22 protein-coding genes are annotated in these 26340 nt (G+C 75.4%); 7 read left to right on the forward strand and 15 right to left on the reverse strand.

Annotated features, from left to right (window positions below; translation table 11 throughout):
* Nucleotides 1-17 precede the first annotated feature (17 nt).
* The 9 genes from ACZ51S_RS31075 to ACZ51S_RS31115 form a co-directional block, all read right to left on the reverse strand.
* Nucleotides 18-1208 (reverse strand): saccharopine dehydrogenase C-terminal domain-containing protein, encoded by a 1191-nt coding sequence (locus ACZ51S_RS31075; RefSeq protein ID WP_468479417.1) that lies wholly within the window; start codon nt 1206-1208, stop codon nt 18-20.
* Nucleotides 1198-2268, reverse strand: coding sequence for a saccharopine dehydrogenase (locus tag ACZ51S_RS31080; protein ID WP_468962667.1), 1071 nt, complete (start codon nt 2266-2268; stop codon nt 1198-1200). The genes ACZ51S_RS31075 and ACZ51S_RS31080 overlap by 11 nt, the downstream gene beginning before the upstream one ends.
* A 99-nt stretch (nt 2269-2367) precedes the next feature.
* Nucleotides 2368-3486 (reverse strand): cytochrome P450, encoded by a 1119-nt coding sequence (locus ACZ51S_RS31085; protein ID WP_388943974.1) that lies wholly within the window; start codon nt 3484-3486, stop codon nt 2368-2370.
* A gap of 122 nt (nt 3487-3608) precedes the next feature.
* A complete protein-coding gene (locus tag ACZ51S_RS31090; RefSeq protein WP_468804269.1) occupies nt 3609-4811 on the reverse strand; it encodes an acyl-CoA dehydrogenase family protein in 1203 nt (400 codons plus the stop codon).
* A gap of 11 nt (nt 4812-4822) precedes the next feature.
* Nucleotides 4823-7129, reverse strand: coding sequence for an iron-containing redox enzyme family protein (locus ACZ51S_RS31095; protein ID WP_468962670.1), 2307 nt, complete (start codon nt 7127-7129; stop codon nt 4823-4825).
* A gap of 1 nt (nt 7130) precedes the next feature.
* Nucleotides 7131-8144 (reverse strand): beta-ketoacyl-[acyl-carrier-protein] synthase family protein, encoded by a 1014-nt coding sequence (locus ACZ51S_RS31100; RefSeq protein WP_468479413.1) that lies wholly within the window; start codon nt 8142-8144, stop codon nt 7131-7133.
* Nucleotides 8141-9034, reverse strand: a complete 894-nt coding sequence (locus tag ACZ51S_RS31105; protein WP_468962673.1) for an isocitrate lyase/PEP mutase family protein — start codon at nt 9032-9034, stop codon at nt 8141-8143. Before ACZ51S_RS31105 ends, ACZ51S_RS31100 begins: the two co-directional genes overlap by 4 nt.
* Before the next feature lie 42 nt (nt 9035-9076).
* The gene (locus tag ACZ51S_RS31110; RefSeq protein WP_468962676.1) at nt 9077-9877 is read right to left on the reverse strand and encodes a thioesterase II family protein; all 801 of its coding nucleotides are present in this window, start codon (nt 9875-9877) and stop codon (nt 9077-9079) included.
* A gap of 75 nt (nt 9878-9952) precedes the next feature.
* Nucleotides 9953-10237: a hypothetical protein gene (locus ACZ51S_RS31115; protein WP_468479410.1), complete on the reverse strand. Its 285-nt coding sequence runs from the start codon at nt 10235-10237 to the stop codon at nt 9953-9955.
* 256 nt (nt 10238-10493) lie between these two features.
* Here ACZ51S_RS31115 and ACZ51S_RS31120 point away from each other — a divergent pair, with 256 nt between their 5' ends.
* Nucleotides 10494-11351: a helix-turn-helix transcriptional regulator gene (locus ACZ51S_RS31120; RefSeq protein WP_388943953.1), complete on the forward strand. Its 858-nt coding sequence runs from the start codon at nt 10494-10496 to the stop codon at nt 11349-11351.
* Here ACZ51S_RS31120 and cutA read toward each other — a convergent pair.
* Nucleotides 11339-11668, reverse strand: a complete 330-nt coding sequence (gene cutA, locus ACZ51S_RS31125; RefSeq protein ID WP_468804276.1) for a divalent-cation tolerance protein CutA — start codon at nt 11666-11668, stop codon at nt 11339-11341. The genes ACZ51S_RS31120 and cutA overlap by 13 nt on opposite strands.
* A gap of 82 nt (nt 11669-11750) precedes the next feature.
* Nucleotides 11751-12947: an erythromycin esterase family protein gene (locus ACZ51S_RS31130; RefSeq protein ID WP_468480060.1), complete on the reverse strand. Its 1197-nt coding sequence runs from the start codon at nt 12945-12947 to the stop codon at nt 11751-11753.
* A 58-nt stretch (nt 12948-13005) separates the two neighbouring features.
* Between ACZ51S_RS31130 and ACZ51S_RS31135 the strand changes: the two genes are divergently transcribed.
* Nucleotides 13006-13719 carry a MerR family DNA-binding transcriptional regulator gene (locus tag ACZ51S_RS31135; RefSeq protein WP_468480059.1) on the forward strand — a complete coding sequence of 238 codons (714 nt, stop codon included), beginning with the start codon at nt 13006-13008 and terminating at the stop codon, nt 13717-13719.
* Between the two features lie 36 nt (nt 13720-13755).
* Here the strand turns inward: ACZ51S_RS31135 and ACZ51S_RS31140 are convergent, their stop codons facing one another.
* The 3 genes from ACZ51S_RS31140 to ACZ51S_RS31150 form a co-directional block, all read right to left on the reverse strand.
* A complete protein-coding gene (locus ACZ51S_RS31140; RefSeq protein ID WP_468480058.1) occupies nt 13756-14766 on the reverse strand; it encodes a DMT family transporter in 1011 nt (336 codons plus the stop codon).
* A gap of 163 nt (nt 14767-14929) precedes the next feature.
* The gene (locus ACZ51S_RS31145) at nt 14930-15700 is read right to left on the reverse strand and encodes a thioesterase II family protein (protein ID WP_468962679.1); all 771 of its coding nucleotides are present in this window, start codon (nt 15698-15700) and stop codon (nt 14930-14932) included.
* Nucleotides 15697-17049: an AMP-binding protein gene (locus tag ACZ51S_RS31150; RefSeq protein WP_468480056.1), complete on the reverse strand. Its 1353-nt coding sequence runs from the start codon at nt 17047-17049 to the stop codon at nt 15697-15699. The genes ACZ51S_RS31145 and ACZ51S_RS31150 overlap by 4 nt, the downstream gene beginning before the upstream one ends.
* A gap of 242 nt (nt 17050-17291) precedes the next feature.
* Between ACZ51S_RS31150 and ACZ51S_RS31155 the strand changes: the two genes are divergently transcribed.
* The 5 genes from ACZ51S_RS31155 (at nt 17292) to ACZ51S_RS31175 (ending at nt 25278) form a co-directional block, all read left to right on the forward strand.
* On the forward strand, nt 17292-17789 hold the full coding sequence (locus tag ACZ51S_RS31155) for an anthrone oxygenase family protein (protein ID WP_468480055.1): 498 nt from the start codon (nt 17292-17294) through the stop codon (nt 17787-17789).
* A 118-nt stretch (nt 17790-17907) separates the two neighbouring features.
* Entirely contained in the window at nt 17908-18375 is a 468-nt protein-coding gene (locus ACZ51S_RS31160; RefSeq protein ID WP_468480054.1) for a MarR family transcriptional regulator, read from the forward strand.
* Between the two features lie 226 nt (nt 18376-18601).
* Entirely contained in the window at nt 18602-23881 is a 5280-nt protein-coding gene (locus tag ACZ51S_RS31165; protein ID WP_468962682.1) for an acyltransferase domain-containing protein, read from the forward strand.
* A 240-nt stretch (nt 23882-24121) separates the two neighbouring features.
* On the forward strand, nt 24122-24565 hold the full coding sequence (locus ACZ51S_RS31170; protein ID WP_388943920.1) for a nuclear transport factor 2 family protein: 444 nt from the start codon (nt 24122-24124) through the stop codon (nt 24563-24565).
* Nucleotides 24566-24690: 125 nt separating this feature from the next.
* Nucleotides 24691-25278: an NADPH-dependent FMN reductase gene (locus ACZ51S_RS31175; protein ID WP_388943917.1), complete on the forward strand. Its 588-nt coding sequence runs from the start codon at nt 24691-24693 to the stop codon at nt 25276-25278.
* Nucleotides 25279-25341: 63 nt separating this feature from the next.
* Here ACZ51S_RS31175 and rfbA read toward each other — a convergent pair whose 3' ends face one another.
* A complete protein-coding gene (rfbA, locus tag ACZ51S_RS31180; RefSeq protein ID WP_388943914.1) occupies nt 25342-26256 on the reverse strand; it encodes a glucose-1-phosphate thymidylyltransferase RfbA in 915 nt (304 codons plus the stop codon).
* Between the last annotated feature and the right edge of the window lie 84 nt (nt 26257-26340).

Raw genomic sequence — 26340 nt, forward strand, 5'->3', positions numbered from 1 at the left:
GCGCGGGGGTCCGGTGGTCAGGCCGGTACTCGTGTGGCGGCGGAGGCGGATTCCGCGTAGGTCCCGGCCAGCCCGTGGGCGCCGAGGAAGGCGAGCCAGCGGCGGGCCTCGCGGGGGGTCTCGGCCGCGCGGTTGAGGCCGGCGGGGAGGGCGCCGGCCAGGATCCGGGTGACTCCGTAGGCGAGGGGGAGGGAGACGCAGCGGGCCATCGCGGATTCGGCGGGTTCGCCGGTGAGGTCGAGGAGCCGCGAGCCGCGCCAGCTCCGGCCCGACCTGGTGCGCAGTTCCAGGGAGACGGAGAGCACGACGCGGTCGCGGTCGGCGGGGGTGGTGGGGTGACGGGCGGCGAGTTCGGCGGCGAGGGCCCGGACGGCCTCGGGGTCCCCGGCGGAGACGGTGTCGAAGACCTGCCGCCAGGCGGCGCGCCAGCCGGAGTTGCGCAGGGTGCCGCGGACGAAGGTGTCGAGGTGCCAGTAGTACGGGATGCCGTACTGGGCGACGAAGGGGAGGCTGTCGCGGTTGGGGTAGACCTCGAAGTCCTCCCCGGCCAGGGTCAGCGCGCGGGTGGCCTCCCAGGGGTGCCGGGCGGTGGCCTCGCCGCCTTCGGCCACGTACCGGGCGGGGGTGGCGAGGGCGGCGAGGACCCCGTACGGGGCCCAGCTGAAGCGGTAGCGGAAGGCGTTGGGGACCGCCGGGACGCCTCCGCAGTAGGAGGTGAACACGGCGGTCGCCGGGGAGGGCCCGACGGCCTCGCGGGCGCGGGCGACCAGGTCGTGGGCCATCAGGTGGTCGATGCCGGGGTCGAGTCCGGCCTCGGTGAGGACGACGGTACGGCCCTGCTCGGCGGCCCGCCGGGCCTGCTCGGCGAGCTCGGGGGCGGTGTAGCTGGTGCAGGCGAAGTGGGCGCCGCGGCCGGCCGCCAGGCGCAGCAGCGCGGGGTGTTCGGCGGCCGGGAGCATGGAGACGAGGACGTCGCCCGCGCCCGTCCCGGCCGCCAGGGCGGCCGGGGTGAGGGCGCGGGCCTCGGCGCGGCCCGCCAGGCCGAGGGCGGCCAGGCGGGCGGCGGCGCGCTCGGCGGTGCGGTCCCACAGGACGACGCGGCGGGCGCGTTCGCAGACGAGGGAGAGGCCCGAGCGGCCGGTGGACAGGCCGGTGCCTATCCAGTGGACGGTGCCGGAGGCCGGCGCGGGCGGCTGGTCAGTGGTCAAGGGGTGCCTCCTGGGCTTGGACGGCCGCCTCGAAGGTGTGCAGGGCGCGGGCCCAGACGCCGTCCCACTCGGCCAGCCGCAGCAGGTGCGGGGTGAGTTCGGCGGAGAAGGCGGTGGCGGCCTCGACGGGGAGGAGGGAGGGGAGGTTGTCGATGGCGATGAGGTCGAGGGGGCGTTCGCCCTCGCGGAGGGTGCGTACGGGCTCGGTCCAGGTGGTGGTCTCGTCGTAGACCGGCAGGACGTTGCAGTCGGAGGTGACGTCGCAGGTGACGTCGCTGACCAGGGAGAGCTGGCGGCCCGGGTCGTCGAGGTCGGCCTTGGTCAGGAAGGGCGGTACGGGGGCGGTGGTCAGGACGGTGTTGACCAGCAGGTCGTGCCCGAGGAGGGCGGGCCGGTCGATGGTCCGGGTCTCGGCGAGGTCCCAGCGGGTGGGCTCCAGCCCGGCCTGGACGAGGGCGTCGCAGGCGCCGCGGCCGCAGCGGCCGAGCGCCCCGATGACGAGGGCGGTGGCGGTGCCGGGAGCGGCGGCGCCGGCGGCGAGGAGGGCGTCCAGGGTGGGGCGGTCCGTGGGGCGCAGGGGGGCGGTGAGGGCCCCGCGGTGGTGCAGGACGGCGAGGGCGGCGCCGACGTAGCCCGCCCAGTAGCCGAACGCGGCGACGCGGCGGCCGGCTTCGTCGGTGAGGTACTCCATGTCGAGGAGGGCGCCGCCGCCCTCGGTGAAGCGGGCGAGCAGCTCGCGGGCGCCGGCCTGGCCCTTGTAGGCGTGGCCGAAGTAGATGTGCCGGTGGCGCAGGGCCGGGGCGCCGGGCCCGGCGGGGAGTTCCTTGAGGCCGAGCACGTACGCGTCGTCGGGGGCCTGTTCGTGCCAGGAGGCGGTGGGGGCGGTGGCGCAGCCGGCGGCGGTGTAGCCGCTGAGGGGGAAGGCGCGCTGGTCCGACTCCTCGACGGTGATCCGGATGCCGGCCGCGACGAGGCGGGCGGCGTCCTGGGGGGTGAGGGGGGCCCGGCGTTCGGTGGGGCGGGCCTCGTGCCGCATCCAGAGGTGAAGAATGTCCGACATCGTACGATTTGTCCTGTCTGAAGGCATAGGGGTGACCGACCCCCGGCCTGATCGCGGTCGCGGGGGCTGCGTCGGCTTCCGTCGGGGACGGCCCGCGCGCTAGAGGAGCGGGATCCGTGCGTTCGCCAGCGGGCGGTAGGCGGGGGTCGCGGTGGTGCCCAAGCCTGCCGCGCGCAGTTCGGTGACGACGGCGGTGGCGAGGGCCGTGGCGAGCTCCGCCCCCGGGCAGCGGTGGGCCGCCGCGCCGAAGGTGAAGACGGCCGGATTCACCCTGCCGGGGGTCAGCGCGTGCGGGTCCGGATTGACGGCGGGGTCGCGGTTGGCGGCGGCGAGGAGGACGAGTACCTGCTGTCCGGGCTCCACGGTGGAACCGGCGTGCGTGAAGGGTTCGGCCGCGAAGCGGCGGGTGTTCTGGATCGGGGCGTCATGGCGGACCACTTCACGCACCAGCGCTTCCGTGTCCTGCCCGTCCGCTCCCCGGGCGAGGGCGACGAGGGTGTTGCCGATGAGCCCGGCGGTGGCGTCGTAGGTCTGGGAGAGGAAGCCGATGGCGTTGGACAGCAGCGGCCCCAGGTGCGGCCACCCGTCCCGCTCTGCGGCCGTGACCAGCTCCCGCAGCAGCCCCCGCGCCGGGGTCAGCGCCGGGCCGAGGAGTCCGCGCAGGCGCTCCGCCGCCACCGCGGCGGCCTTCTGCTGCTCGGGCGTCGCACCGGCGGGGATGCACTGGACGAAGTCGCCGATGGCACGGGCCGCCTCCCGGCCGGCCCCCTCGGTGAGGCCGCTGAGCTCGGCCACCACCCGGGCCGGCACGGCGAACATCAGCTCCTCGTACGGGACGTCACCGCCCGCCGCCAGGGCCTCACGGGTCAGGCGGGCCGCCAGCGAGGCCGCGTACGCGGTGTCCGCGCGGGCCAGCGCCCCGGCGACGATCCCCTTCAGCCGGGCGGCCGGGGCGCCGTCCGTCATCCGCACCAGCTCACCGAACACCTCCCCGGCGGCCGTACCCGCGATCCCGGCCGGGACCGGCTCCGCGACGGGCCTCACCCGCAGCGCGCCACTGCCCAGCACCGCGCGCACCGCCGCCGCGTCCGCGGCCACCCAGGCCCCGAGCGCCTCGTCCCGGGCGAAGGGGCGCTCGGCGACCAGGCGCGCGTAGTAGGGGTACGGATCGGCGAGACGCACGGCCTCGACGGGACTGCTGACGGTGGTGGTGCCCATGTAGAGAACTCCCTGCTGAACTGTTGGTACGGGCCGCCGGGTGCGGAAGAGCCCCGACCACGGCAACCATCAATTGAGTAACCACGACGGCGAGCGGCCGGCTCCGCGAGAGCGGCGCCGGTTCAGGCGCAAAGAGGGGCCGCCGCGCGGGCCGCCCGGCGCATGTCGAGGGATCCGGCGATGGCCATTCTCAGCACCTCGGACGTCCCCTCGTAGATCCGCAGCGAGCGGATCTGCCGGTACAGGCGCTCGGTGACCGAGCCCTCCACGATGCCCGCCGCGCCCAGGAGTTGCACCGCGCCGTCGACGACGCCCTGCGCGGCCTCGGTCGCGTGGACCTTGGCGATGCTGGAGTGCCGGGCGAAGCGGCGGCTGCCGCGGTCGGTCTCCCAGGCGGCGCGCGCCACCAGCAGCGCCGCCGCGTTCAGCTGGACCTCCATGTCGGCGAGGGAGGCCTTGACCAGCTGGAGGTCGAAGAGCGTGGCCCCGTACGCCTCCCGCGCCAGCACGTGCGCGAGCGCCGCGTCGAAGGCCCGCCGGGCGAAACCGAGGGCCGCGGCCCCCACCGTGGTGCGGAACCGCTCCAGCAGGTCGACGGCGACGACGAACCCCTTCCCGGGCCGTCCGAGCACCGCGTCGGCCGGCAGCCGGCAGTCCTCGAAGGACAGGTGGGCGAAGGAGCGCGGGGCGATCGCGTCGATCCGCTCGGCCCGCAGTCCGGGCGTGCCGGCGGGTACCAGGAAAGCCGACAGGCCCAGCGGCCCCGGGCCCTGACCGGTGCGGGCGATGACCACGAACACGTCGGCGATGGTGCCGTTGGCGATCCACGCCTTGCGGCCGTTCAGCACGTACGAGCCGTCCGCGTCGCGCACCGCCTCCAGCCCGACCGAGGCCAGGTCCGACCCGGCCTCCTTCTCGGAGACCGCGAAGGCCCCGATGAGGGTTCCGGCGGCCATGCCCGGCAGGTAGCGGCGGCGCTGCGCCTCGCTGCCGAAGCGCAGCAGCGGGGTCGCGGCCAGCGCCTGGATGGAGAAGGCGAAGTCGGCCAGGTCCTCGGTGTAGGCGAGGGCCTCGCGGCGCAGGCACACCGCGCGGAAGTCGTCCACGGGGGCGCCGCGGGGGTCGAGTTCGCTCAGCCAGCCCGCCGCGCCGAGGACGCGTACGAGGCGCCGTCCGGCCGCGTCGGGGCCGAGGGCGCGGATCTCCTCCCACAGCACCCGGTTGCTGTCGCACCAGGCGCCGGCCTCCGCGGCGAGGCGCCGGTGGGAGTCCTCGTAGAAGGGCAGGGCGAGCACCTCGGGGTCGAAACTCGTCGTCGGTTCCATCGGCTCGCTCCTCAGATGACCAGGTCGGCGGGGGTGGCGGCGGCCTCCGCGGCCGCCGCCGCGCGGACCCGCTTCACCAGGGCGTGCTCGATGAAGAAGGCGAAGGAGGCGTAGCCGCGCCAGATCCGGCGCCATTCGCGCTGGACGGCCTCTTCGCCGGACAGGTGGCGGACGTCGTCGAGGTAGGCGACGACGATGTCGGCGGACTGGCGGGCGTGGCCGGCGGAGAAGTTGTCGATGGACAGGTGGGCCTCTTCGTAGGAGACGTCGAGGCCGTGCCGGCGCAGTTTCTGGATCTCGTGCATCCGCATCGCGCCGAGGCCGAACATCTCGATGCCCAGGTTGTAGCCGAGGATCTCGTTGTAGAGGCTGTCGGGGAACAGCGACAGGCACAGCTGGTGGATGGAGAAGCCGTACAGGTGGTCGGGCAGGTCGCCCTGGTGCAGGAAGGCCTCCTGCCGGATGTGCGGCAGGTCCATGTCCATGCTGGCGAGGACCTTGTGGATGAGGGTGATGTGGTTCTTGTCCATGTCGCCGCGGCCCATCTCGTCCGCGTAGATGGAGAAGAGCATGTCGTCGCTGCGCCGCCCGCGCCGGCCGAGGTTGCCGACGCGGTGCGCCCAGGCGCCGTCGATGAGGCTGCCGAGCGCGTACGTCGACTGCTCGAAGACGACCTCGTCGCGGGAGGGGATCTCGGTGAGCGGCTCGTACGGGTCCACGAGCTTGTCCCAGTAGATCCGTTCGACCCGCTCCAGCAGGGCCTCGGGCGTGTACGTGAACCAGGAGGCGTCGGTGAGCAGCCCGCCGGCGCCGTGCTCGAAGAGCAGCTCGGCCTCGGCGAGTCCGGCTTCGGCGCGGGCCCGGGCGGCGGGCAGGACGCCGGGGTGCCGCTCGAAGTTGACGAGGCGGTGGAAGAACCGGCGGTGGTCGCGGGTGTCGGCGAGGGCTTCGGGGCCGCGCACCAGGATGTCGGCGGGCCCGGCCGCGGCGAGCCGCTCGCTCCAGGCGCGGGCCGCGTCCTGCCCGGCGGTGGTGGGGACCAGGTCCGCGCCGGCGGGTTCCCCGTCGGCGACGGACCGCGCCCAGGCGCTGAGGACGGCGGCCTCCCGCTCGTCGAAGACGCCGAACATGGGGCCGCCGAACTTGATGGACTTCAGGAAGCGGCAGGGGCCGCCGTCGCGTGCGGGCCGGATCTGCCGGGCGGTGCGGAACTCGCGGACGAAGGCGGCGGCGTCGAGCTGCCCGTCGTCCAGCCAGTCGGTGAGCCTGCGGGTGCCCAGGCGGACCGCGCGGTGCTGGCGGCCGGCGTGCGGTGCGTGCCGTTGCACGATCCGGGCGACCTTGGCGTCGAGGGACAGTCCGTCGTGCCAGGCGGCGAGTCCGGCGAGGGCGGCGGTGTGCTCGCGCTCCATCCGCACGAGGAGGCGTACGGCGGCCAGGGCGCGGCGGCGGTCCTCAGGGCCGGTCGGGGAGTGGCGGGTGTGGGAGAGGTAGGCGGCGAGGAGGGGGCGTACGTCGCTCTCGGCGATCATCGGCTCGCCGCCGAGCAGGAGTTCGTCGAGGCCGAGGGCGTGGGCGGCGTAGTGGACGCCGACGACCTCGGGGAGGAAGGAGGCGGGCAGCCGGGACAGGGCGAGGTGGAAGGCGCCGTGCAGGGCCGTCAGGGGCAGGGCGCCGGCGTCGTCGAGGAAGGCGGCGGCCTCCACTCCGGGGAGGAAGACGCCCCGGGCGACCAGGGCCCGGCGGCGGCGGGCGGACAGTCCGGCCTCGGCGGTGCCCTCGCCCTGGAGCCGCCAGTGCTGGCCGAAGAGGCGGCCCACGATCTCGGCGGGCTGGGTGGCGGCCTGGGAGAGGGTGTCCAGCCAGCAGCCGCCGGTCAGCGCGAGGGGGGCGCGCTGGCGCAGGACGGCGGCGCGCACCTCGGGGTCGGGGTGGGTGCGCAACGGGTCGAGGACGGCGGCGAGTCCGGCGCGGGCGGCGAGCACCTCGGCGGCGACGGCATCGGCGTCGGCGTCGACGTCGGCATCCGTGTCTGCCGCTTCGGCTCCGGCATCCGGTGCGGGGGTCAGGAAGGCGGCGAGCACCCGGCGGGCGGCGAGCAGGACGGCTTCGCTCTCCTGGTCCGAGATCAGCCGGCGGAAGAGGTCGGCGGGCGGCGCGGCGGTGATCCGGGCGGCTTCGGCGGCGCCGGCCGCCGAGGCCTCGAAGGGGCCCGCGGGCAGGGAGGTGGTCAGGTCGGGGAGGGTGAAGGCGGGGGCGTAGAAGCTCCGCGCCATGTCGAGGGAGGTCTCCTCGTCGGGCGTGATGGGCGCGGTCATGTCAGTGGTCCCCCAGCTGTGCGGTGTCCGGGCCGGCGGCCGGTGCGGTGGGGTGCGGGAGCTTGCGCAGCAGGACGCCGATCCGCACGCCCGGGACGCTGGACGCCAGCAGGTAGTGCCCGTGGGCCTTGAGGGCTCCGGCGGTGTCACGGTCGACGAGGTTGATGAGCGGGTCGGCGGCGAAGCAGTGGCCCACGCGCGGGATGTTGTCGAGGAAGAGCTGCTCGCGGGTGAAGCCCGCCTGACGTTCCTTCAGCACGACCAGGGGCTTGTAGAGGTTGGCGTGGAGCACTCCGTGGATGTCGCCGATCTTCATGCCGGCCTCGTCGAGGATCCGCTCGTTGACCTCGCGGGCGAGGTCGGAGCTGATCTCGTTGGACCAGTCGAGTCCCGCGGGGTCCTGGGCGCCGGCGCCCGCGACGATCTCGTACGCGTCGTCGCCGAGGGGCTCGGCGCTGACCAGGCAGGAGGCGGCGCCGTCGGTGAAGAGGGCGAAGTTCTCCATGCGGACGGATTCGTCGGTGACCCGGTCGGCGGTGACGACCATGACCCGGCGGTGCATGCCGGAGGCCACGTACGCCTGGCCGGTGCGGATGCCCGCGAGGAGGTTGGCGCAGCGGCCGAGGGTGAGGCCGGTGAAGGCGGCGGCGCCGAGGCCGGTGGCGGCCATGACGTTCTCGACGAAGGCGCCGTGGGTGCGCGGGCCGCCGGGGAAGCGGGTGGAGCACAGGATGAGGCAGTCCACCTCCCCGGGGGAGATCCCGGCGCCGTCGAGGGTGGCGCCGGCGGTCTCGGCGGCGAGGGCCTCCAGGGTCTTGGCGGTGCGGTGGACGGTGCCCCAGCCCCACAGGTCGGCGCGGGGAGGCATCCCGAAGCCGCGGGCGCGCTCCAGGAGGCCCTCGACGGTGGTGTGGTCGGCCGCGGTCTCGCCGAGTACGTAGCGGGGCGCGGACAGGTGGACGGCGGGGGCCTCGGCCGGTGCGGAGGCGGCGGGTGACGCGTACGGAAGGCTCACGGTGCCGGATCGCTCTCTGGGTCGGCGGACGGGACGGGGGCGGCGGCCAGCAGGGCGTTGGCCTCGTCGTACGGGAGGGCGTCCGTGACGAAGCCGAAGGTGCCCGTCCCGGCGATCTCGCGGGCGGCGCGGGTGAGGGCGCCGAGCGCGGCGCGGGAGAGCGCGGAGCCGGTGCTGATCCGGCGCACGCCGAGGGCGCCGAGGTCGGCCACGGACAGCTTGAGGGCGGCGGTCATCAGGACGTTGACGGGCCGTTCGACGGCGGCGCAGACGGCGCGGACCGCGCCGGCGTCCGGCAGGGCCGGGGCGTAGAGCACGTCGGCGCCGGCGGCCTCGTACGCCTTGAGGCGGCGGATGGTGTCGTCGAGGTCGGGCCGGCCCTGGAAGAAGTTCTCGGCGCGGGCGGTGACGGTGAAGGGGAAGTCCAGCCCCTTGGCCGCCTCCACGGCGGCGGCGACCCGTTCGACGGCCTCCTCCAGGGGGCGTACGGGGTCCTCGTCGCGGCCCGTGGAGTCCTCGACGGAGCCGCCGACCAGGCCCGCGTCGGCGGCGAGCCGGATGGTCTCGGCGACGTCCTCGGGCCGCTCGCCGAAGCCGCTCTCCAGGTCGGCGGTGACGGGCAGTCCGGTGGCGTCGACGATGGCGGCGGCGTTGGCGAGGATCTCGGCGCGGCTGACCCGGCCGGCCCCGTCGGGGCGGCCGAGGCTGTGGGCGAGGCCGGCTCCGGTGGTGGCGAGGGCGGCGAAGCCGAAGGAGGCCAGGATGCGCGCGGTTCCCGCGTCCCAGGGGTTCGGGACGACGAAGGGCCGGGGACCGGCGTGCAGGTCCCGGAAGGCGACGGCGCGCCGGAGCCGGGCGGTGTGGTCGGTGCTCGGGGTGGTGGGGTGCATGGGGTTCCTCGCAGGGGGTGCCGGCGTACGCGGCTGGGCGGGCTAGATCAGCTCAACGTACTCAGCGCCGGTACGGGTTGCTCCGGCGGCCGTGCGGGCCAGCGGGCGCAGGACACAGGTGACGGCGTCCGGCCGGTCCTCGAAGTAGAAGTGGCCGCCGTCCGTCCAGTGCCGGTCGGGCGGTGCGGCGCACTCGCGGGACCACGCGTCGAGCGCGGCGGCGCTGACGTGCGGGTCCTCGGTGCCGTTGAGCAGGGTGACGGGCACGGCCAGCGGGGCGCCGGGCCGGTAGCGGTAGCCGGCGATCATGCGGAAGTCGGCCTTGAGGTGCGGCAGGAGGAGTTCCTGCACGGCCTCGTCCTCCAGTACCTCGGGGGGCAGTCCGCCGAAGAAGCCGACGGCCTCGGTGAACGCGCGGCCGTCCAGCCGGGCCGCCTCGACCACGCGGGGGGTGGGCAGCAGGGAGGGGGCGCCGCACCCGGAGACGACGAGCCCGGCGAAGCCGCGTACGCCGTCGAGGCGGCGGGCCACCTCGAAGGCGAGGACCGCGCCGAAGCTGTGGCCGAAGAGCAGGAAGGGCCGGCCGTCGGCGGTGGCGGTGAGGGCGATGGCGGCGGCGGAGCCGTCGGCGAGTGCGGCGAGGGAGGCGGGGGCCGGTTCGCGGAAGCGGTGGCCGCGGCCGGGCGGGCAGACGGCGAGGACCTGCGCGTCGTCCGCCATGCCGGGCTGCCAGCCGAGGAAGGCGCGGGGGTTGCCGCCGGCGTGCGGGAAGCAGAAGACGCGGGTCGAGGGGCCGGGGGCCGCGTCGTTCTCGGAGATCAGGAACCAGGGGGAGGCAACCACGAGGATCGGCCATTCCTTCGGCGGTGGGTCAGTGGCGGGAGGTGTGGCAGTGCAGTACGGGGCTCTGGCGGGGGATCAGTTCCAGCCAACGTCGTCGCCGGAGGAGGGCGTCGGCGTGGGGGTGGGGCCCGGCTGCGGGCCGTTCCAGCCGACGTCGTCGCCGTCACCGGCCACGACGTGGTGGTTCGCGATGTTCCAGCCGACGTCGCCCAGGCGCAGGTGACTGCCGGAGTCCGCGGGGAGGGCACCCTGGCCGGTGACGCCGGCGACCGCCGCACCCAGGCCGAGGGCGATGCCCGCGGTCGCGAGTACGACACGGCCGCGGATTCCCGAAACACGGCCGGCCGGACGAGTCACCATGTGGTTCTTCCCCATTTTTCCCAGTCCCCTCGAGTCGTTTCGCCTTTGGCCATTCCAGGAACGCCAAACCGAGGCGGTTTCCGGCGGTGCTGATCTCCGGTGCGCCTTCTCGGTGTTCGTTCCTGCGGTGAGACCAAATCTCTCCTGCCGACTCGAGACCAGGTAGACCTACGATGGCTCCGGTTTACGCATTGCGGGAACCCACGGGGTCTCAACCACCCCAAATGGCTGCATACCGGACAGACAGGGGTGGCAAGTGGACGTAGTCAAATACGTCAGAACCGCACAAAGCGGTGCACCTGAGGAGCTGTACTCGGCTGCGGCAGGGGAACCGCAGGCGTTCTTGCGGGAACTCGCAACGCACCTCGGCCTGCTGGCGCAGGAAGCCGCGCAGCAGGCGGCGGCACCCCCCGCCCCGGCCGCGGCGCCGCCGGCCGACGGGGAGGAGCTGGTCGGGCCGGGGGTCCGGTACCTGCACGGCCTGGGCAGCATCTCGACCGCGATCAACGACGCCCTCGCGTCGGTCCGGCGGGACATCCTCACCGCCCAGCCCGACGGGGCACGGCCGAGCGCGGTGCTGAAGGAAGCCCTGGAATCCGTGCGGAGGCAGATCGCGGCGGGGATCGCCATGCGGACGCTGTACCAGCACACGACGAGATTCGACGAGGCGACCAAGGAATATGTCCGCACCGTAACGGAATACGGCGCTCAAGTACGGACGCTGGAAGAATTCTTCGACCGTTTGATCATTGTGGACGATGTCGCCTTCATTTCGGCAAACGAGGACCGTACCACGGCGATCTCGATTACCGAACCGACTATCGTACGATTTCTCAGAGACACGTTCGACAAGGCCTGGGACCGGGCGAAACCCTTTCCCTTCGTCCCGCTGCACGCGGCCAAGGCGGCGGACGAGGTGGTTCCGGCCATCCGCGAGTCCATCAGCCGGCTGCTCGTGGAGGGTTACTCCGACAAGGCCATCGCGCGCCGCATAGGAATCAGCGAACGCTCCCTCCAGGCCCACATCGCGGCCATCAAACAGGACCTCGGCGCCCTGAACCGGCTCCAGCTCGGCTACCTGCTGGGCCGCAACGAAGCCACCTACGTCCTTTGACCGCTCTCCTCGGCGACCCAGGCCAGGTAGGCGGCCGATCCGCCGGCGACGGGCAGGACGATCCACTCGGGCACCTCGTAGGGATGGGCCCGCGCGACCCATTCGGCGAGGGCCGGCAGGCGGTCCCGGGTGGTCTTGTAGGAGACCCGCCACTCGGTGGCCGTCTCGACGCTCCCCTTCCACCTGTATACGGCGGTGAGGGGAGCGTCGACGTGCGCACAGGCGGCGAGCCGCTCCTCCACCGCGCCCCGGGCGAGCCCCCGCGCCCGCTCCTCGTCGTCGACGGTGGTCTGCGCGATCACGATGTCGGTCGCCACGGCTCTCCCTCTCTCCCGGTCCCGCCGACCCTAAGGGTCCCGCCCGGTCCGACGGGCGCGCGGCGCCGGGAAAGGCGGCGGGCTACGGAAGGTCCTTGACGAACACCAGCCCGTCGCTGCCGGCCAGGCGGGCGGGGTCGAAGGGGAAGTAGCCGAACCAGGCGGAGGTGCGCGGCGCGGGGGGCGGCGCGTCGCCGAACACGGCGGCCAGCCGCCGGGCGTCGACGAGACAGCGGTCCTCCGGGAGCTCGTACAGGAGCCCTTCGAGGGAGCCCGGCTCCGGCTCCTCCACGCCCCGGTGCCGGATCGTGCCGAGGGCCGTGGGCACGAAGGCGTACTCCTCTCCGAGGCGGGCGTCCACCAGCGCACCGGCGCTCCACCACTCCAGCGGTTCCCCGCCCATCCGCATCGAGCTCTTCTCGCGCTGCAGATGGGCGTTGTGGGCGTGGACGAACACCGGTCCCCGCTCGGCGAGGGCCAGCAGGTTACGGGCCATCATCTGGTCCCGGACCCCCACCAGACGGGCCATGCGGGCGGGTGAGTCGTCGGCCATCCAGTGGTGGTAGCGCAGCAGTCCCGTGGCCGTCCGCGCGTACAGGCGCGCCCGGTCCCAGCCGTCGCGCCCGGCGGCCGCGATCAGGTGCGGGGCCTGCTCCTCCACCAGCGCCGCCAAGTCGTCCGCGATCAGCCGCAGTCGGCCGGCGTCGGCCGACCTCCCCACGGACCGGGCCGGGTCCCTCATCGCGGCGGGTTCGGTCCACCGGCCGTCGGCGCCCAGCAGCCCGTCGAGGGTCTCCCCCGTGCAGGGCAGCAGGTCCGCGTCCACCCGGGCGGCGAGGTGGCCGTGGAGCGCGACCAGGGCCTGGCGGGGGCTCGCGGCGCCGGTGGTCTCCAGCGGGCCGTCGAAACCCGCGAAGCGCACCCGCTCCCCGGCCGGCCGTCCTTCGTTGTGGGCGCGCATCCAGCGCACCAGCTCGCGGTTGGCCGCCGAGGCGCCCCAGCCGTGGCTGATGCCGTGCTCCACGACCTCGCCGAGGACGCCCTCGCCGGTGGTGACGTGGTCGTCCACGACGAGGCCCCTCAGGCAGTCGCTCTCGATCGCGATGGTCCGGTAGCCCTCCTCGACGAGCTGCCGGAAGAGCTCGTTGCGCAGGTGGAGCAGGGTGTCCTCGCCGTGGGTGGGCTCGCCCAGGGCGAGCAGCCGGGGCCGCTCCGGCAGCAGTCGCAGGACCGCGGCAGCGTCGACGGGATGAACGGTTTCCTTGATGCGGGTCGCCATGGCTTCAACGCTATCGTTGAACCTCCGGTTGAAACTTCGGCCGGTATTCTCGCCCCCCATGGGCCAGAACCTTAAAACCCCCCGGCAGCTCAGGCCGGTCGACCTGGCGCGTGGGCACGGTCTCTCCACCCAGGCGGTCAGGAACTACGAGGAGGCCGGCATCCTCCCGGCCGCCGCCCGCTCGCCCCACGGCTACCGCGCCTACACCCCGCTGCACGCGGACGCCCTGCGCGCGTTCCTCGCCCTGGTGCCCGGTCACGGCCACCGGACGGCGGCGGCGATCATGCGGGCCGTGAACCGGGGGGCGGCCGAGGAAGCCTTCCGCCTCGTCGACGAGAGCCACGCGCAGCTGCTCGAGGACCGCCGGACCCTCGGCGCCGTGGAGAGCGCCCTGCGCGACCTGGAGCCGGTCCCGCTCCCCGAGTCCGGCGGCACCTTCATCGGCCCGCTGGCGGCGAAGCTCGGGATCCGGCCCGCGACCCTGCGCAAGTGGGAGGACGCCGGGCTGGTACGCCCGCACCGCGACCCCCGTACGGGGTACCGCGTCTACGACGGGGCCGCCGTACGGGACGCCCGTCTGACCGGCCAACTCCGCCGGGGCGGCTACCTGCTGGAGCAGATCGCCCCGCTGATCGGCCGGGTCCGCGCGGCGGGCGGCGTGGAGCCCCTGGAGGCCGCCCTGCACGACTGGCACGGCCGGCTGTCCGCCCGGGGCCGGGCCCTGCTGGCCGGTGCCGCCGCACTGGACGCCTACCTCCGCGCCCGCGGATGACCGGGCGCGGCGCGCGGCCCCGCCCGGCCGGACCCGCTACTTCGCCGCCGCCGTGGCCGTGCCCGTCGTGGCCGTGGCCGCCGCCGTGGTCGTGCCCGCCGCCGTGGCCGTGGCCGCCGTCGTCGTGCCCGCCGCCGTGGCCGCCCGCGCCGCCCGCCGGGGCCGGCGGCGCGAGACCGCGACTCCCGCGAGGCAGATCGCCCCGCCGAGCAGGGTCAGCGGGCCCGGGATCTCGTCCAGCAGCGCCCAGGCGATGAGGATCACCACGGCGGGCACCGCGTACGTCGTGGCGCCCATCTTCCCGGCGGTGGTCTTCGAGAGGGCGTACGTCCAGGTGGTGAAGGCGAGGGCGGTCGGGAAGAGGCCCAGGTAGACCATGTTGAGGGTGGCGGACAGGGGCGCCTCGGGCAGCTGGCTCAGGAGCCGGCCGGCGAAGGGCAGGGTGCAGACCGTGCCGACGAAGCAGCCGTACGTCGTCACCTGGAGCGGGTTCGCGTACCGCAGGGCGGGCTTCTGCCAGACCACCCCGGCGCCGTAGGCGAGGGCGGCGACCAGGCAGAGCAGCACACCGGTCAGCGACGAGGCGCCGCCCTGCGAGGTGGACATCCCCACGACGACCGCCCCGGCGAAGGAGACGCCCATGCCGGCCAGCAGCATCGGCGGGAACCCTTCCTTCAGCATCCACCCGCTCAGCAGGGCGATGACGATGGGCCCGATGTTGACGACCATCGCGGCGGTACCGGCGTCCACCCCCTGCTCGCCCCAGTTCAGCGCCACCATGTACAGCCCGAACCACAGCACCCCGGAGGCCAGGATCCCGGGCCAGGCCTGACGCGGCGGCAGGGGCACCCGCTTGACGAGGAGTACGGCCCCCAGCGCGAGCGAAGCCGTCAGGAGCCGGCCCAGCGCGAGCGCCCCGGGACCGAAGTGCTCCGCCGAGGCACGGATGGAGACGAACGCGGAGGCCCACATCACGACGGTGACGGTGGCGGCCGCGAGGGCACGTCGGTCGATTGCGGTTCGTGAGGCACCAGCCGATTGGTCCATACGGGCCAACGTACCGGCGGGCACCGGCACTGCCTAGCAGGTCACGGGCGCTCCGGCCGGACGGCAAGAAGGCCGTCAGCGGGCCGTCAGACGGCTCTCAGCGGGCCGTCAGAACCGCCCGCGCGCGCTCGCCGCCCGGCACTCTCCGTGCACGGCTGCGGGGTCAGCCCGGCGCCGTGAACGCCGCCAGGTCCTCGGCCACCGCCCGGACCACGGCCTCGTGCTGCTCGGCCAGGTAGAAGTGCCCGCCGGGGAAGCTCCGGAAGCCGAACGCCGCCCCCGTCAGCGCCCGCCAGCCCATCGCCTCGGCCACGCTCGCCCGCGGGTCGGACTCCCCGCAGAGCACGCTGACGGGAGTGCGCAGCGGCGGTCCCGGCTCGTACCGCCAGGTCTCGACGGCCTTGTAATCGCTGCGCAGCGCCGGGAGGACCAGCGCCCGGAACTCCGGGTCCGCCAGCAGTGCCGGATCGGTGCCGGAGAGGGAGCGCACCCGGGCGAGGAGGGTGTCGTCGTCCCGCGTGTGGAGGTCCTCCTCGCGCACGATCAGCGGGGAGCGGCGCCCGGAGACGATCAGGCCGCGCGGCGTGTCGCCGGCCGCCTCCAGCCGGCGCGCCAGCTCGTAGGCGAGGACCGCCCCCATGCTGTGCCCGAACAGGACGAGGGGCCGGTCGCGCCACGGCAGGAGCGCCCGTTCCACCCCGTCGGCGAGCCCGGCGACGGTGTCCGGGATCGGCTCCCCCAGCCGCTCCTGGCGCCCGGGGTACTGGACGGTGAGCACCTCGGCGTGGGCGGCCAGGTCGCGGGAGAGCGGGAAGTAGAAGGAGGCGCTGCCGCCCGCGTGCGGGAGGACGACGAGGACCGGTACGTTCCCCGGCGGCGCCGTCGGCGGGTGGAAGCGGCGGATCCAGGGGCTCCCCTGCGCGGTGGTGCTCACAGGGCCTCCCCCGGCCGGTCCGTGAGGAGGAGCTTCTTCTGCGGTTTGCCCATGGCGTTGCGCGGGATCGCGGGGACGAAGCGGACCTCGCGCGGGCGCTTGTGCACCGACAGGTGCGCGGCGACGAAGTCGGTGAGCTCGGGTCCGGTGACCCCTTCGGCGACGACGAAGGCGACGACGCGCTGCCCGAGGTCCGCGTCCGGGACTCCGACGACGGCCGCCTCGGCGACCTTGGGGTGGTCCAGCAGGGCGTTCTCGATCTCGCCCGCGCCGATGCGGTAGCCACCGGACTTGATCATGTCGATGGAGGCCCGGCCGACGATGCGGTGGACCCCGTCCCGCGGGTCGACGGCGGCGATGTCGCCCGTACGGAACCACCCGTCCTCGGTGTACGCGGCCGCGGTGGCCTCGGGGCGGCCCAGGTAGCCGGAGAACAGCGTGGGCCCGGTCAGCTGGAGTTCGCCGATCTCGGCGCCCGGCTCGGCCGCGATCCGGGTGCGGATGCCGGGCAGGGGGGTGCCGACGGTGCCGGGCCGGACCTCGCCGCCCGCGCGGCCGCTGACGGTGATCAGGGTCTCGGTCATCCCGTAGCGCTCCACGGGGCGGTGGCCGGTGAGGCGCTCCAGGTCCCGGAAGACGGGCGCGGGCAGGGCGGCGCTGCCGGAGACGAGGAGACGGGCCCCGGACAGCGCGGCCGCGTGCTCCGGTTCGGCGGCGATGCGGGACCACACGGTCGGCACCCCGAAGTACAGGCTGCCCCGGGCCTCGGCGTACGCCCGCGGGGCCGGGCGGCCGGTGTGCACCAGGCGGCTGCCGGTGCGCAGGGCGCCGAGGACGCCGAGGACCAGGCCGTGCACGTGGAACAGGGGGAGCCCGTGCACGAGGGTGTCCTCGGCGCTCCACTGCCAGGCCTCGGCGAGGGCGTCGAGGTCGGCGGCGAGGGCGTCGGCGGTCAGGACCACGCCCTTGGGCGGCCCTGTGGTCCCGGAGGTGTACAGGATCAGCGCGGGGTCCTCGGGGCCGCCGCCGCGGGGCGGGGCGGCGGCGGAGCGCCGGGCGAAGTCGACGGCGGTCTCGACTGCGCCGGAGTCCCGCAGGATGTGCTCGCGTTCGGCGGGGCCGGCGTCGGGGGGCAGCGGTACGAAGGGCACCCCGGCCAGGAGGCCGCCGACGGCCGCCGCCACGGTTTCGAGGGAGGCGGTCGCCGTCACGGCGAAGGCGGGGGCCCCGGCGACGTCGGCGGCCACGGCCCTCGCCGCGCCGAGCAGTTCCTCGTACGAGGCGGTGCGGCCGGCGACGCCGATGGCGTCCTCGCGGTCGCCGTACGTCCCGTCAAGCGCGGTCAGCACGCGGCAACTCCCTGTCGGTGGCGGGCGGACCCCCAGGCTACGCCGCCGCCCCCGAGGCCCGCCCGAGCGTCCCTCGTACGCCGCGCCCGCTCACTCCCCGGGGGCTTCCGGGGCTCGCGGGGCTCTCGGGATCGGGGACGGGAATGGCGCGGATCATCAGCGCACCGGCCGGGGATCGGCGAGAATCCGGCCACCGCGGTGCACGGCACGCACCCGCGGCACCTACGGGTACGGGGGGACACATGGAAACGGCACGGCTGGTGTCACTGATCGCCGCGACCATCACGACGGGCCTGGTCGGCGGCCTCTTCTACGGGTTCTCGGTGGCGGTGATGCCCGGCCTGCGCGCCTCGTCCGACCGGACGGCGGTCGAGACGATGCAGCGCATCAACGTGGCCATCCTCAACGGCTGGTTCCTGCTGGGCTACGTCGGCTCGCTGCTCTTCACCGGGCTCGCCCTGGGCCTGCACCTGCCGGGTGACGGACGCCGCGCACTGCTGCCGCTGGCCGGCGCGTTCGTCGCGTACGTGCTCGCGATGGCCGTCACCGCCCGGGTGAACATCCCGCTCAACAACGCCCTGGAGCAGGCCGGACCGGTGGACCGGATCACCGATCCGGCCGCCGTGCGCCGCGCGTTCGAGGAGCGGTGGGTCCGCGCGAACGTGTGGCGCACGGTCCTGTGCACGGTGGCGTTCGCGCTGCTGACGTGGGCCCTGACCCTGCACGGCGGGCACGCCTAGCCAGGTCCCTCCCTTCCGGAAGATCATCTGCTTGCCCTCAACCGCACTTGAGGTCGTATGTTTCCGACATGACCTGCACGGGATGCAGGATCCGCGCCGGGATACTCAGGAGGTCCCCATGACGACCCAGCAGATGACCGACACCGAACTCGCCGGGCAGCCCGCCGCGTACTGGACCGGTCTCGCCTACGAGGCGCTCATCGCGTTCACCCGGGCCCGGCAGGTCGAAAAGGGCTACACCCAGCCCCAGTTCTGGCTCCTGCGCAACCTGTCGGCGAACGACATCTCCCCCGACGGGGAGGGGATGACCCTGCCGGAACTGCGGGCGGCCATGGCCTCCTACATCCGGCCCGAGGACGATCTGGCCGCGGAGGCCGAAGTGCTCCTTGAGCGCGGCTGGCTGACCCGGGACGCCGGACAGCGGCTGTGGCTCACCGAGGAGGGGGAGCGGGCCCGGGTCGAGCTCGGACGCAACGCCCCCGCGATCCGCGCCGCCCTCCACGAGGGCATCGACGACGCGGACTACGTCACCACGATGAAGGTGCTCCAGCGGCTGATCCACAACGCGGGCGGGCCGGTCGCCTGACGGAGCGCCGGGCCCCGTGACGGCGCGGCTTGCCCGCGAGGGCGAGGTAGATGTCGCCCAGGGCCCGGTTCCGCCTCGCCCGCGCGCCGAGTGCTCCTCGAGTCCTCGTCCTGCTCCGCGCCGGTGCGCGGCCGGATTCAGCCGTTCTTGAGTCCGCCTCCACCCGCTGTGAGCAGCATCTCTCCCGCATCACCTCGTGGCAGGACGGATGGGTGAGAAGAAGACGATGGCTGAAGACACGCGTGTTCCCCTCGCGGACGCCGCCGTGCCCGCCGACGGCCGGATCGCCGTCGTCGGCCTGTCCTGCCGCATCCCGCGGGCCCCGGAGCCGGGCGCCGCGTGGCGGCCGCCGGACGACGGTGCCGGCGCCTTCGACCCCGCCTTCTTCGGGATCTCCCCGCGCGAGGCCGCGTCGATGGGTCCGCGCCGGCGGCTGGTGCTGGAGCTGTGCTGGGAGGCCCTCGAACACGCCGGGATCGTGCCGGGGTCGCTGCGGGGCGAACGCGTCGGCGTGTTCGTCGGCGCCGTGCGCGACGAGCACACCGCTCCCTCGTACCAGAACGGCCCGGAGACCATCGGCCGCCGCACCGGCGACCTGCTGGGCCTGACCGGCCCGAGCGTCACCGTGTACACCGGCCGCGCCTCCTCGCTCGCGGCCGTGCACCTGGCCTGCGAGAGCCTGCGCGGCGGCGGGGCCGGCGTCGCCCTCGTCGGCGGGCTCGGTCCCGAACCGGTCGCCGGGAGCGCCGTCGCGGCGTCCGGAACCCGCGGGCCCGTACGCGGCGAGGGCGGCGGTGTCCTCGTCCTCAAGCCCCTCGCCCGGGCCCTGGCCGACGGCGACCGGGTGCTCGGCGTCATCGCGGGCAGCGGCGTCGACGACGCCGGGGGCGCGGCGCCGACCGCCTCCGGCCCCCGGAGCCGCGAGGACCGCAAGGACCGCGAGAGCCGCGAGGACGCGCTGCGCCGGGCCTGCGAGGGGGCCGGCGTCGACCCGCGCGGGGTCCGGTGCGTCGAACCGTACGGCGCGCTGGGCATCACGGATTTGATCGGGACGCTGATCGACCTCGGCCGGGACCGCGGCGCGCCGGCGCCGGGACCACGCGCCGGGACGTCCCGTCGGCGGCTCGTCGCGGGCTGCGACTGCCACGTCGTCCTGGAGGAGGCGCCGCGCACCGCCCCGGCCGACGAGTCCGACGAGCCCGGCGAACGCGAGGAGCCCGCGCACCCGCTGCCGTACACCGTCTCCGGCGCCACCCCGGAGGACCTGCGCGCCCAGGCCCGGCGGCTGCGGAGCTGGCTCGCCGAGCATCCGGACGCACCGCCGCGGGCCCTCAGCCGGGCGCTCGCCACGACCCGTACGGCGTTCGAGCACCGGGCGGTGGTCGTCGCCGCGGACCGGGAGGAGCTGGCGCGGGGACTGGACGCCCTCGCCCGGGACCACCGGGCCGCTGGCCTGGTGCGGGGGACCGCGAAGGAGCCGCGGGACCTGGCCGTCCTCTTCTCCGGCCAGGGCTGCCAGCGGCCCGGGATGGGCCTCGGGCTGTACCGGGCCTTCCCGGTCTTCGCGGCCGCCTTCGACGAGGTGTGCGCCGCGCTCGGCGGCGGGGTCGGGCGGGCCGTCTTCGGCGGCGACGCCGACGCCCTGAACCGGACCGGGACCGCGCAGCCCGCCCTGTTCGCCGTCGAGGTCGCGCTCTACCGGCTCGTCGAGTCGTGGGGGGTCGTACCGAAGTTCGTCGGCGGGCACTCCGTCGGCGAGATCGCCGCCGCGCACGTGTCCGGGGTGCTGTCCCTGGAGGACGCGGCCGCGCTCGTCACCGCGCGCGGGCGGCTGATGGAGGCCCTGCCCGGGGACGGGACGATGGTCTGCGTCCGGACGGGCGAGGACGAGGTCGCCCCGCTGCTGGTCCCGGGGACGGCCGTCGCGGCCGTCAACGGGCCCCGGGACGTCGTCGTCTCCGGTGCCCGCGAAGCGGTCCGGGCCGTCGTCGGACGGCTCGCCGAGCGGGACGTCAAGTCCAAGGCGCTGCGGGTCAGCCACGCCTTCCACTCGCCGCTGATGGACCCGGTGCTGGAGGAGTTCCGGCGGGCCATCGCCGGCCTGGACTTCCGGCGGCCCCGGACCGCCTTCGTGTCCGCGCTCACCGGCGGCATCGTCACCGAGGAGGTCGCGCACCCGGACTACTGGGTCCGCCACGCCCGCGAGACCGTCCGCTTCCACGACGCCGTCCGCGCCCTGGAGGCCGAGGGCGCCGGCGCCGTACTGGAGCTGGGGCCCGACGGCGCCCTCACCGCCATGGCCCGGTCCTGCCTCACCGGCCAGGGCACCGCCGTCGTGGTGCCGGCCCTCTGCCGCCGGGGCGACGAGCCCCGGGCCCTGCTCACGGCGACCGCGAGCCTGTACGCCCACGGCGCCCTCGGCCGGCTGCCGCTCGGACTCCCCGCCGGGACACCGCTGTACGGCCTGCCCACGTACGCCTTCCCGCGCGGGCGCCGCCGGCCGGGCGACGGCCCCGCCGCCCGGGCGGCGCGGGCCCCCGCCGCGGGGTCCGTCCGGACGCGGCCGGCGCCGGCCGGGCGCCAGGGGCCGTACCGGCCCGCAGACCCGCCCGGCGCGGGCGGGGCCGACGCCTGCGGGATGACGGCGACGGGGCATCCGCTGGCCGCGTTCCGCCTGGACCTGCCCGGGGCGGGGGCCGTCCTGTTCACGGGCCTCGTCCGCGCGGACAGCCACCCCGAGTTCGCCGCGTCCGGGGGTGTCCCGGCGGAGGCGCTCGTGGAGGCCGCGCTGGCGGTGGGCGGCGCGGTCGGTGCCCCGGAGGTCGAGGAGGCCGCCGCGGAGGCGGCCCTGACCCTGCCCGGACGGGGCGGCGTCCGGCTCCAGCTGCTGGCGGAGGCCCCCGACGGGGCGGGCCGGCGGCGGCTGACGGTGACCTCGCGGGCCGAGGGCGCCGACGCGGAGGAGCCGTGGGTACGGCACCTGACGGCCGTGCTGGCCCCGGGACGGGCGCCGTCCTTCGGCCCGGCCCCGTGGCCGCCGCGGGACGCCGAGCCGCTGGAGGAGGCCGAGGAGCACCCGGTGGTGGAGCGGGCCTGGCGGCGGGGCGAGGAGTTCCTCGCGGAGGTCGTACTGCCGGCCGGGCTGCACGGGCGGCCGTACGCCCTGCACCCCGCGCTGCTGGAGGCGGCGCTGCACCCCGTGGCGGCCGAGGCGGGGAACCCGCTGACGGCGGCGGCCTGGAGCGGTACGGCCCTGTACGCGACCGGGGCCGCCTCCCTGCGGGTGCGTGCCGTGCGCGGCGCGTCCGGGGTGGTGGCGCTGGAACTGGCCGACGCGGAGGGCGGGCCGGTGGCCGCGGCGACCGTGACCCTGTCCGAGGCGCCGGGCGGGCGGCCCGGACGGCCCGTCACCCCGCTGGCGGTGGTGTGGGAGCGGGCGGCCGAGGCGCCCGAGCCGGTGGGCGCGGGGCCGCGCCTGGCGCTGCTCGGTGTGCCGGGCGGCGGCGACGGCGAGTCCCCGCTGCCGGACGGCGACGGGGCACCCGCGTACGGCGGGCTGCCCGGTCTGCTGGCCGCGGCGGCGGACGGGAGCCCGCTGCCGGAGCTGGTCCTGGCCCGCCGCGCGCGGCCCGCCACCGGTGCGGAGTACCGCGGCGGGGGTGTGGCGGCGGCGGTGAACGAGGTGCGGGAGCTGGTCGGTGCCTGGCTCGCGGAGGAGCGGCTGGCCGGTTCGGTGCTGGCCGTGGTCACGGGCGGGGCCGAGGAGGTGCTGCCCGGGGAGGGCGTCGCCGATCTCGCCGGGGCGGCCGTACGCGGCTTCGTGCGCTCGGTGCAGGCGTGGCTCGGCGGTGCGGGAGCGGGCCGCATCGTGCTGGTGGACGTGGACGGCGGTGACGCGAGCCGCGAGGCCCTGGTGCGGGCGCTGGGCGGCGGCGAGCCGGACCTGGCGCTGCGCGACGGTGTCGCGTACGCGCGGCGCCTGGTACGGGCCGGGGCGGTGGTGCCCGGGACGGGCGCCGGCGTGCCGGCGGCGGCCCGGCTCACCGGCGCCGTCGAGGGGCCGCGCGCCGAGGAGTGCGCCCGGCACCTGGTGGAGGCGCACGGCGTGCGGCTGGCCGGGCCCGGCGAGGAGGCGGCCGCGGTCGTGCACCTGACGGGTCCGGACGGGCCCTCGCTGGAGGCTTCGGTCGATGCCGCGCTCGCCCTGGAGGGGCACCCGGCCGCGCTGGCGTTCGTCACCACCGTGGGGGCGGCGCTGGGCGCGGGCGGTTCGGAGGACGCCGCGGCGCTGGGCTCGTTCCTCACCGCCCTGGCCGCCCGCCGCCGCGCGGCCGGGCTGCCCGCCGCCGTACTGGGCTGGGGCGCGGACGCCGAGGGCTTCCCGGCGGGGCTCGCGGCCCCGGCCGGGGACGGCCCCGGCCTGCTGGGGCACGTGCTCGCGCGGAGCCTGACCCTGGTCGCCGCCCGCGCCGGGGCGGGCCCGCGGGGCGCCGCCGGGGCTCCGGTGCCGGCGCTGCTGCGGAGCCTGGTCGCCGAGCGGCCGCGCCGGGCCGCCAACCGGGGTGCGGGCGACGGGCTTTCGCCGCGCGAGCGGCTCGCGGCGCTGCTCGCGGAGCAGGGCCCGGCGGCGGGCGGCCCCGAGCCGTCCGCCGGGGCCGGGCCGTCCGCCGGGGCCGGGCCGTCCGCCGGGGCCGACGCCGACGCCGGAGGCACGCTCGCGGGGCTGCTGCGCGGGGCGCACGCGCAGGGCCGTACCGCCGAGGGCGCGGCACTGCTGATGGCGGCGGCCGAGCTGCTGCCCGGCTACGACTCCCGGTCCGGGGTGGAACGCTGGCCGGCTCCGGCGCGGCTGGCGTCCGGGCGGGAGGGGGCGGCCGGGCTGTTCGCGTTCCCCTCGCTGGGCGCGGCGTCGGGCCCGCACGAGTTCCTCGCGCTGGCGGCGGCCCTGGACGGGCGGCGGGGTCTGACGGTGCTCGCGCACCCGGGCTTCGCGGGTGACGCGGTGCTGCCGCGCGGCCGGCAGGCGCTGGTACGGGCGCAGGCGGAGGCGGTGGCCGAGGCGGCGGGCACCGCGCGGCCGGTGCTGCTGGGACACTCCTCCGGCGGGTGGGTCGCGCACGCGGTGGCCCGGGAGCTGCTGGAGATCGGCCGTGAGGCGGCGGCGGTGGTGCTCCTCGACACGTACGCGCGGGGTGAGAACCGGCACGGCCTGGCGGTGCTGACGGAGCGTCTGCTGGACCCGGACGGCCCGCCGGGGCTGCCCGACGACGCGCGGCTGCTCGCGATGGGCGGTCACCTGCGGGTGTTCGCCGACTGGACACCCGAGCCGGCGGCGGCGCCGACGCTGCTGGTGCGCGCCTCGGCGTCCGCGGCCTCGGCCGTGGGCGGCTGGGAGTACGCGGACCACCTCGCGGAGGTGGACGGCGACCACTTCTCGCTGCTGGGCGCGGACGCGGCCGCCGTCGCGGACACCGTGGACGGCTGGCTGCGGGAGATGACCGGCTGAGGGCGGCGGCCCCGCCGGGCCGGCTGCCGGCGTGTCCGTCCGCACGTGGTGCACGCGCGGAACCCCCGGCCGCCGGAGGAGCGCGTCGCGCCGGCCCGCCCGGTGGCGGGCCGGCGCGGCGCGGTCGTACGCCGGTCGAGCGGATCTCCAGCGGTACCGGGGACCGTGGGACACCCATGCCGCCGAGCCGCCGAGCGGGGGCTTCCGCGGCGGCGTTCGCCCCTGTGAGGAAGCGTCCCGATGAGCACCGAACCCATGACCCGGCCATCCGCCGGAGAGGACTACGTCTCCGCGGAGCTGTACGCGCGGATCCAGCAGTTCTACGCCGGCCAGATGGCGATGATGGACGACGGGCGGGCCGAGGAATGGGCCGCCACATTCACCGAGGACGCGGTCTTCCCGCCCTCGGTCACCAGCCGGGCGGGGCGTGCCGACTCGGCCCGGGCGCACGCCGAGAAGCTCCTCCGGGAGAAGACCGACCTGCGCCACTGGCTCGGCATGCTCGACGTGCGTCCGCAGCCGGACGGCAGCCTGCACGCGCGCGCGTACGTGCTGACCGCGCGCACGGTGCGCGGCGAGGAGCTGCGGATCACGGCGAGCGTGGTGTGCCGCGACCGCCTGGTCGAGGAGGACGGCCGGTGGCGGGTCAGCGAACGGACCCTGCGGCGTGACGGGGCTGCCTGACCGCTCCTCACGGAACCGGCTTGACCTCGACTCGGCTTGAGGTTCTACGTTCTGACGCGGGGCCCGGGCCGCGGCGCACCGCACCACCCTTCCCGATGTATTCCCTGTCGAAATGAGGTACCACGATGTCCGGCAACCCGCTCAAGGTTGGCGTTCTGGTCGGCAGCGTCCGCACCGGCCGCTTCGCCGACAAGGTCACGGACTGGTTCGTCTCCGAGGCCGGCCGCCGCGATGACATGGAGATCCACGTCATCGACTTGTCGGAGCCGGCGCTCGTCGAGGAGCTGAAGCTGAACCTCGACCCGCTGGGCACTCCCGGGGAGGCCCCCGCCCTGGCCTCCCGGATCGAGGGGCTCGACGCGTACGTCGTCATCACGCCGGAGTACAACCACGGTTACCCGGCTTCGCTGAAGCTGGCCGTCGACTACGTGTACAGCGGCTGGCGCGCCAAGCCGGTCGGCTTCGTCTCGTACGGCGGCATGGCGGGCGGCCTGCGTGCCGTGGAGCAGCTGCGGCAGGTCTTCGCCGAGCTGCACGCCGTCACCATGCGGGACACCGTGAGCTTCCACAACGCGTGGGAGCGGTTCGGCGAGGACGGCCGGCCGCACGACGAGGACGGCAGCTCGAAGGCCGCCACCGTGCTCCTGGACCAGCTGGCCTGGTGGGGCGTCACCCTGCGGGACGGCCGCGAGGCGCGCCCGTACGAGGGCTGACCGCTCCGCGCGGACGGCCGGGGCCCGGTGGACGATGACCGTCCGCCGGGCCCCGGCCGCGTCTCAGGCCCGGGCCAGTGAGCCGGAGCGCCTCTCGGGCGGGGTGTCGCGCAGCGAGTCGGCGACCTCCATGACGTAGCGCCCGTACCCGGACTTCCCGAGGAGGGTCCCGAGCCGGTGGCACTGCTCGGGGTCGATGAAGCCCATGCGCAGCGCGACTTCCTCGACGCAGGCGATGCGCATGCCCTGGCGGCGTTCCAGGGTCTGGATGTACTGCCCCGCGTCGAGCAGTGAGTCGTGGGTCCCGGTGTCCAGCCAGGTGAAGCCGCGGCCGAGGTCCACCAGGCCCGCCTTGCCCCGGGCCAGGTACTCCAGGTTGACGTCGGTGATCTCCAGCTCGCCGCGGGGCGAGGGCTTCAGGGCGCGCGCGATGGAGACCACGTCGTTGTCGTAGAAGTACAGGCCCGTGATGGCGCGGTTGGAGCGGGGCTCGGCCGGTTTCTCCTCCAGGGAGATCAGGCGTCCTTCCTCGTCGGCCTCGCCGACTCCGTACCGCTCCGGGTCGCGCACCGGGTAGCCGAACAGCAGGGCGCCTTCGGTGTGCGGCATGTACTGCTGGAGCAGCCGGGCGAAACCGGGGCCGTGGAAGATGTTGTCGCCGAGGACCAGGGCGACGGAGTCGTCCCCGATGTGGTCCGCGCCGATGGTGAAGGCCTCCGCGAGGCCGCGCGGCTCGTCCTGCTCGGCGTAGGAGAGGGTGAGGCCGAGTGCGCTGCCGTCGCCGAGGACCGTGCGGAACTGCGGCAGGTCGCGGGGGGACGAGATGATCAGGATGTCGCGGATGCCGGCGAGCATCAGCACCGACAGCGGGTAGTAGATCATCGGCTTGTCGTAGACGGGCAGCAGCTGCTTGGACACCCCCAGGGTGATGGGGTGCAGCCGGGTTCCGCTGCCTCCGGCCAGGATGATTCCCTTCACTGCTCGCCACCTCATGTCGTCTCGGCTTCGTGGCCGCACGGGCCCGCGGCCGCCCAAGGCTGCCGGGCGCCGGTCGAGGACGGG

It is taken from the genome of Streptomyces sp. NPDC034043 (genome assembly GCF_055575675.1).

Bases quoted from the DNA above. Each gene is read 5' to 3' on its own strand.
- ACZ51S_RS31115 (WP_468479410.1), bottom strand. From the start codon at position 10,237: ATGGTGACTCGTCCGGCCGGCCGTGTTTCGGGAATCCGCGGCCGTGTC.
- ACZ51S_RS31135 (WP_468480059.1), top strand. From the start codon at position 13,006: ATGGGCCAGAACCTTAAAACCCCCCGGCAGCTCAGGCCGGTCGACCTG.
- ACZ51S_RS31080 (WP_468962667.1), bottom strand. From the start codon at position 2,268: ATGTCGGACATTCTTCACCTCTGGATGCGGCACGAGGCCCGCCCCACC.
- ACZ51S_RS31105 (WP_468962673.1), bottom strand. From the start codon at position 9,034: ATGCACCCCACCACCCCGAGCACCGACCACACCGCCCGGCTCCGGCGC.
- ACZ51S_RS31160 (WP_468480054.1), top strand. From the start codon at position 17,908: ATGACGACCCAGCAGATGACCGACACCGAACTCGCCGGGCAGCCCGCC.
- ACZ51S_RS31090 (WP_468804269.1), bottom strand. From the start codon at position 4,811: ATGGAACCGACGACGAGTTTCGACCCCGAGGTGCTCGCCCTGCCCTTC.
- ACZ51S_RS31095 (WP_468962670.1), bottom strand. From the start codon at position 7,129: ATGACCGCGCCCATCACGCCCGACGAGGAGACCTCCCTCGACATGGCG.
- ACZ51S_RS31155 (WP_468480055.1), top strand. From the start codon at position 17,292: ATGGAAACGGCACGGCTGGTGTCACTGATCGCCGCGACCATCACGACG.
- ACZ51S_RS31165 (WP_468962682.1), top strand. From the start codon at position 18,602: ATGGCTGAAGACACGCGTGTTCCCCTCGCGGACGCCGCCGTGCCCGCC.
- ACZ51S_RS31130 (WP_468480060.1), bottom strand. From the start codon at position 12,947: ATGGCGACCCGCATCAAGGAAACCGTTCATCCCGTCGACGCTGCCGCG.
- ACZ51S_RS31175 (WP_388943917.1), top strand. From the start codon at position 24,691: ATGTCCGGCAACCCGCTCAAGGTTGGCGTTCTGGTCGGCAGCGTCCGC.
- ACZ51S_RS31140 (WP_468480058.1), bottom strand. From the start codon at position 14,766: ATGGACCAATCGGCTGGTGCCTCACGAACCGCAATCGACCGACGTGCC.
- ACZ51S_RS31170 (WP_388943920.1), top strand. From the start codon at position 24,122: ATGAGCACCGAACCCATGACCCGGCCATCCGCCGGAGAGGACTACGTC.
- ACZ51S_RS31085 (WP_388943974.1), bottom strand. From the start codon at position 3,486: ATGGGCACCACCACCGTCAGCAGTCCCGTCGAGGCCGTGCGTCTCGCC.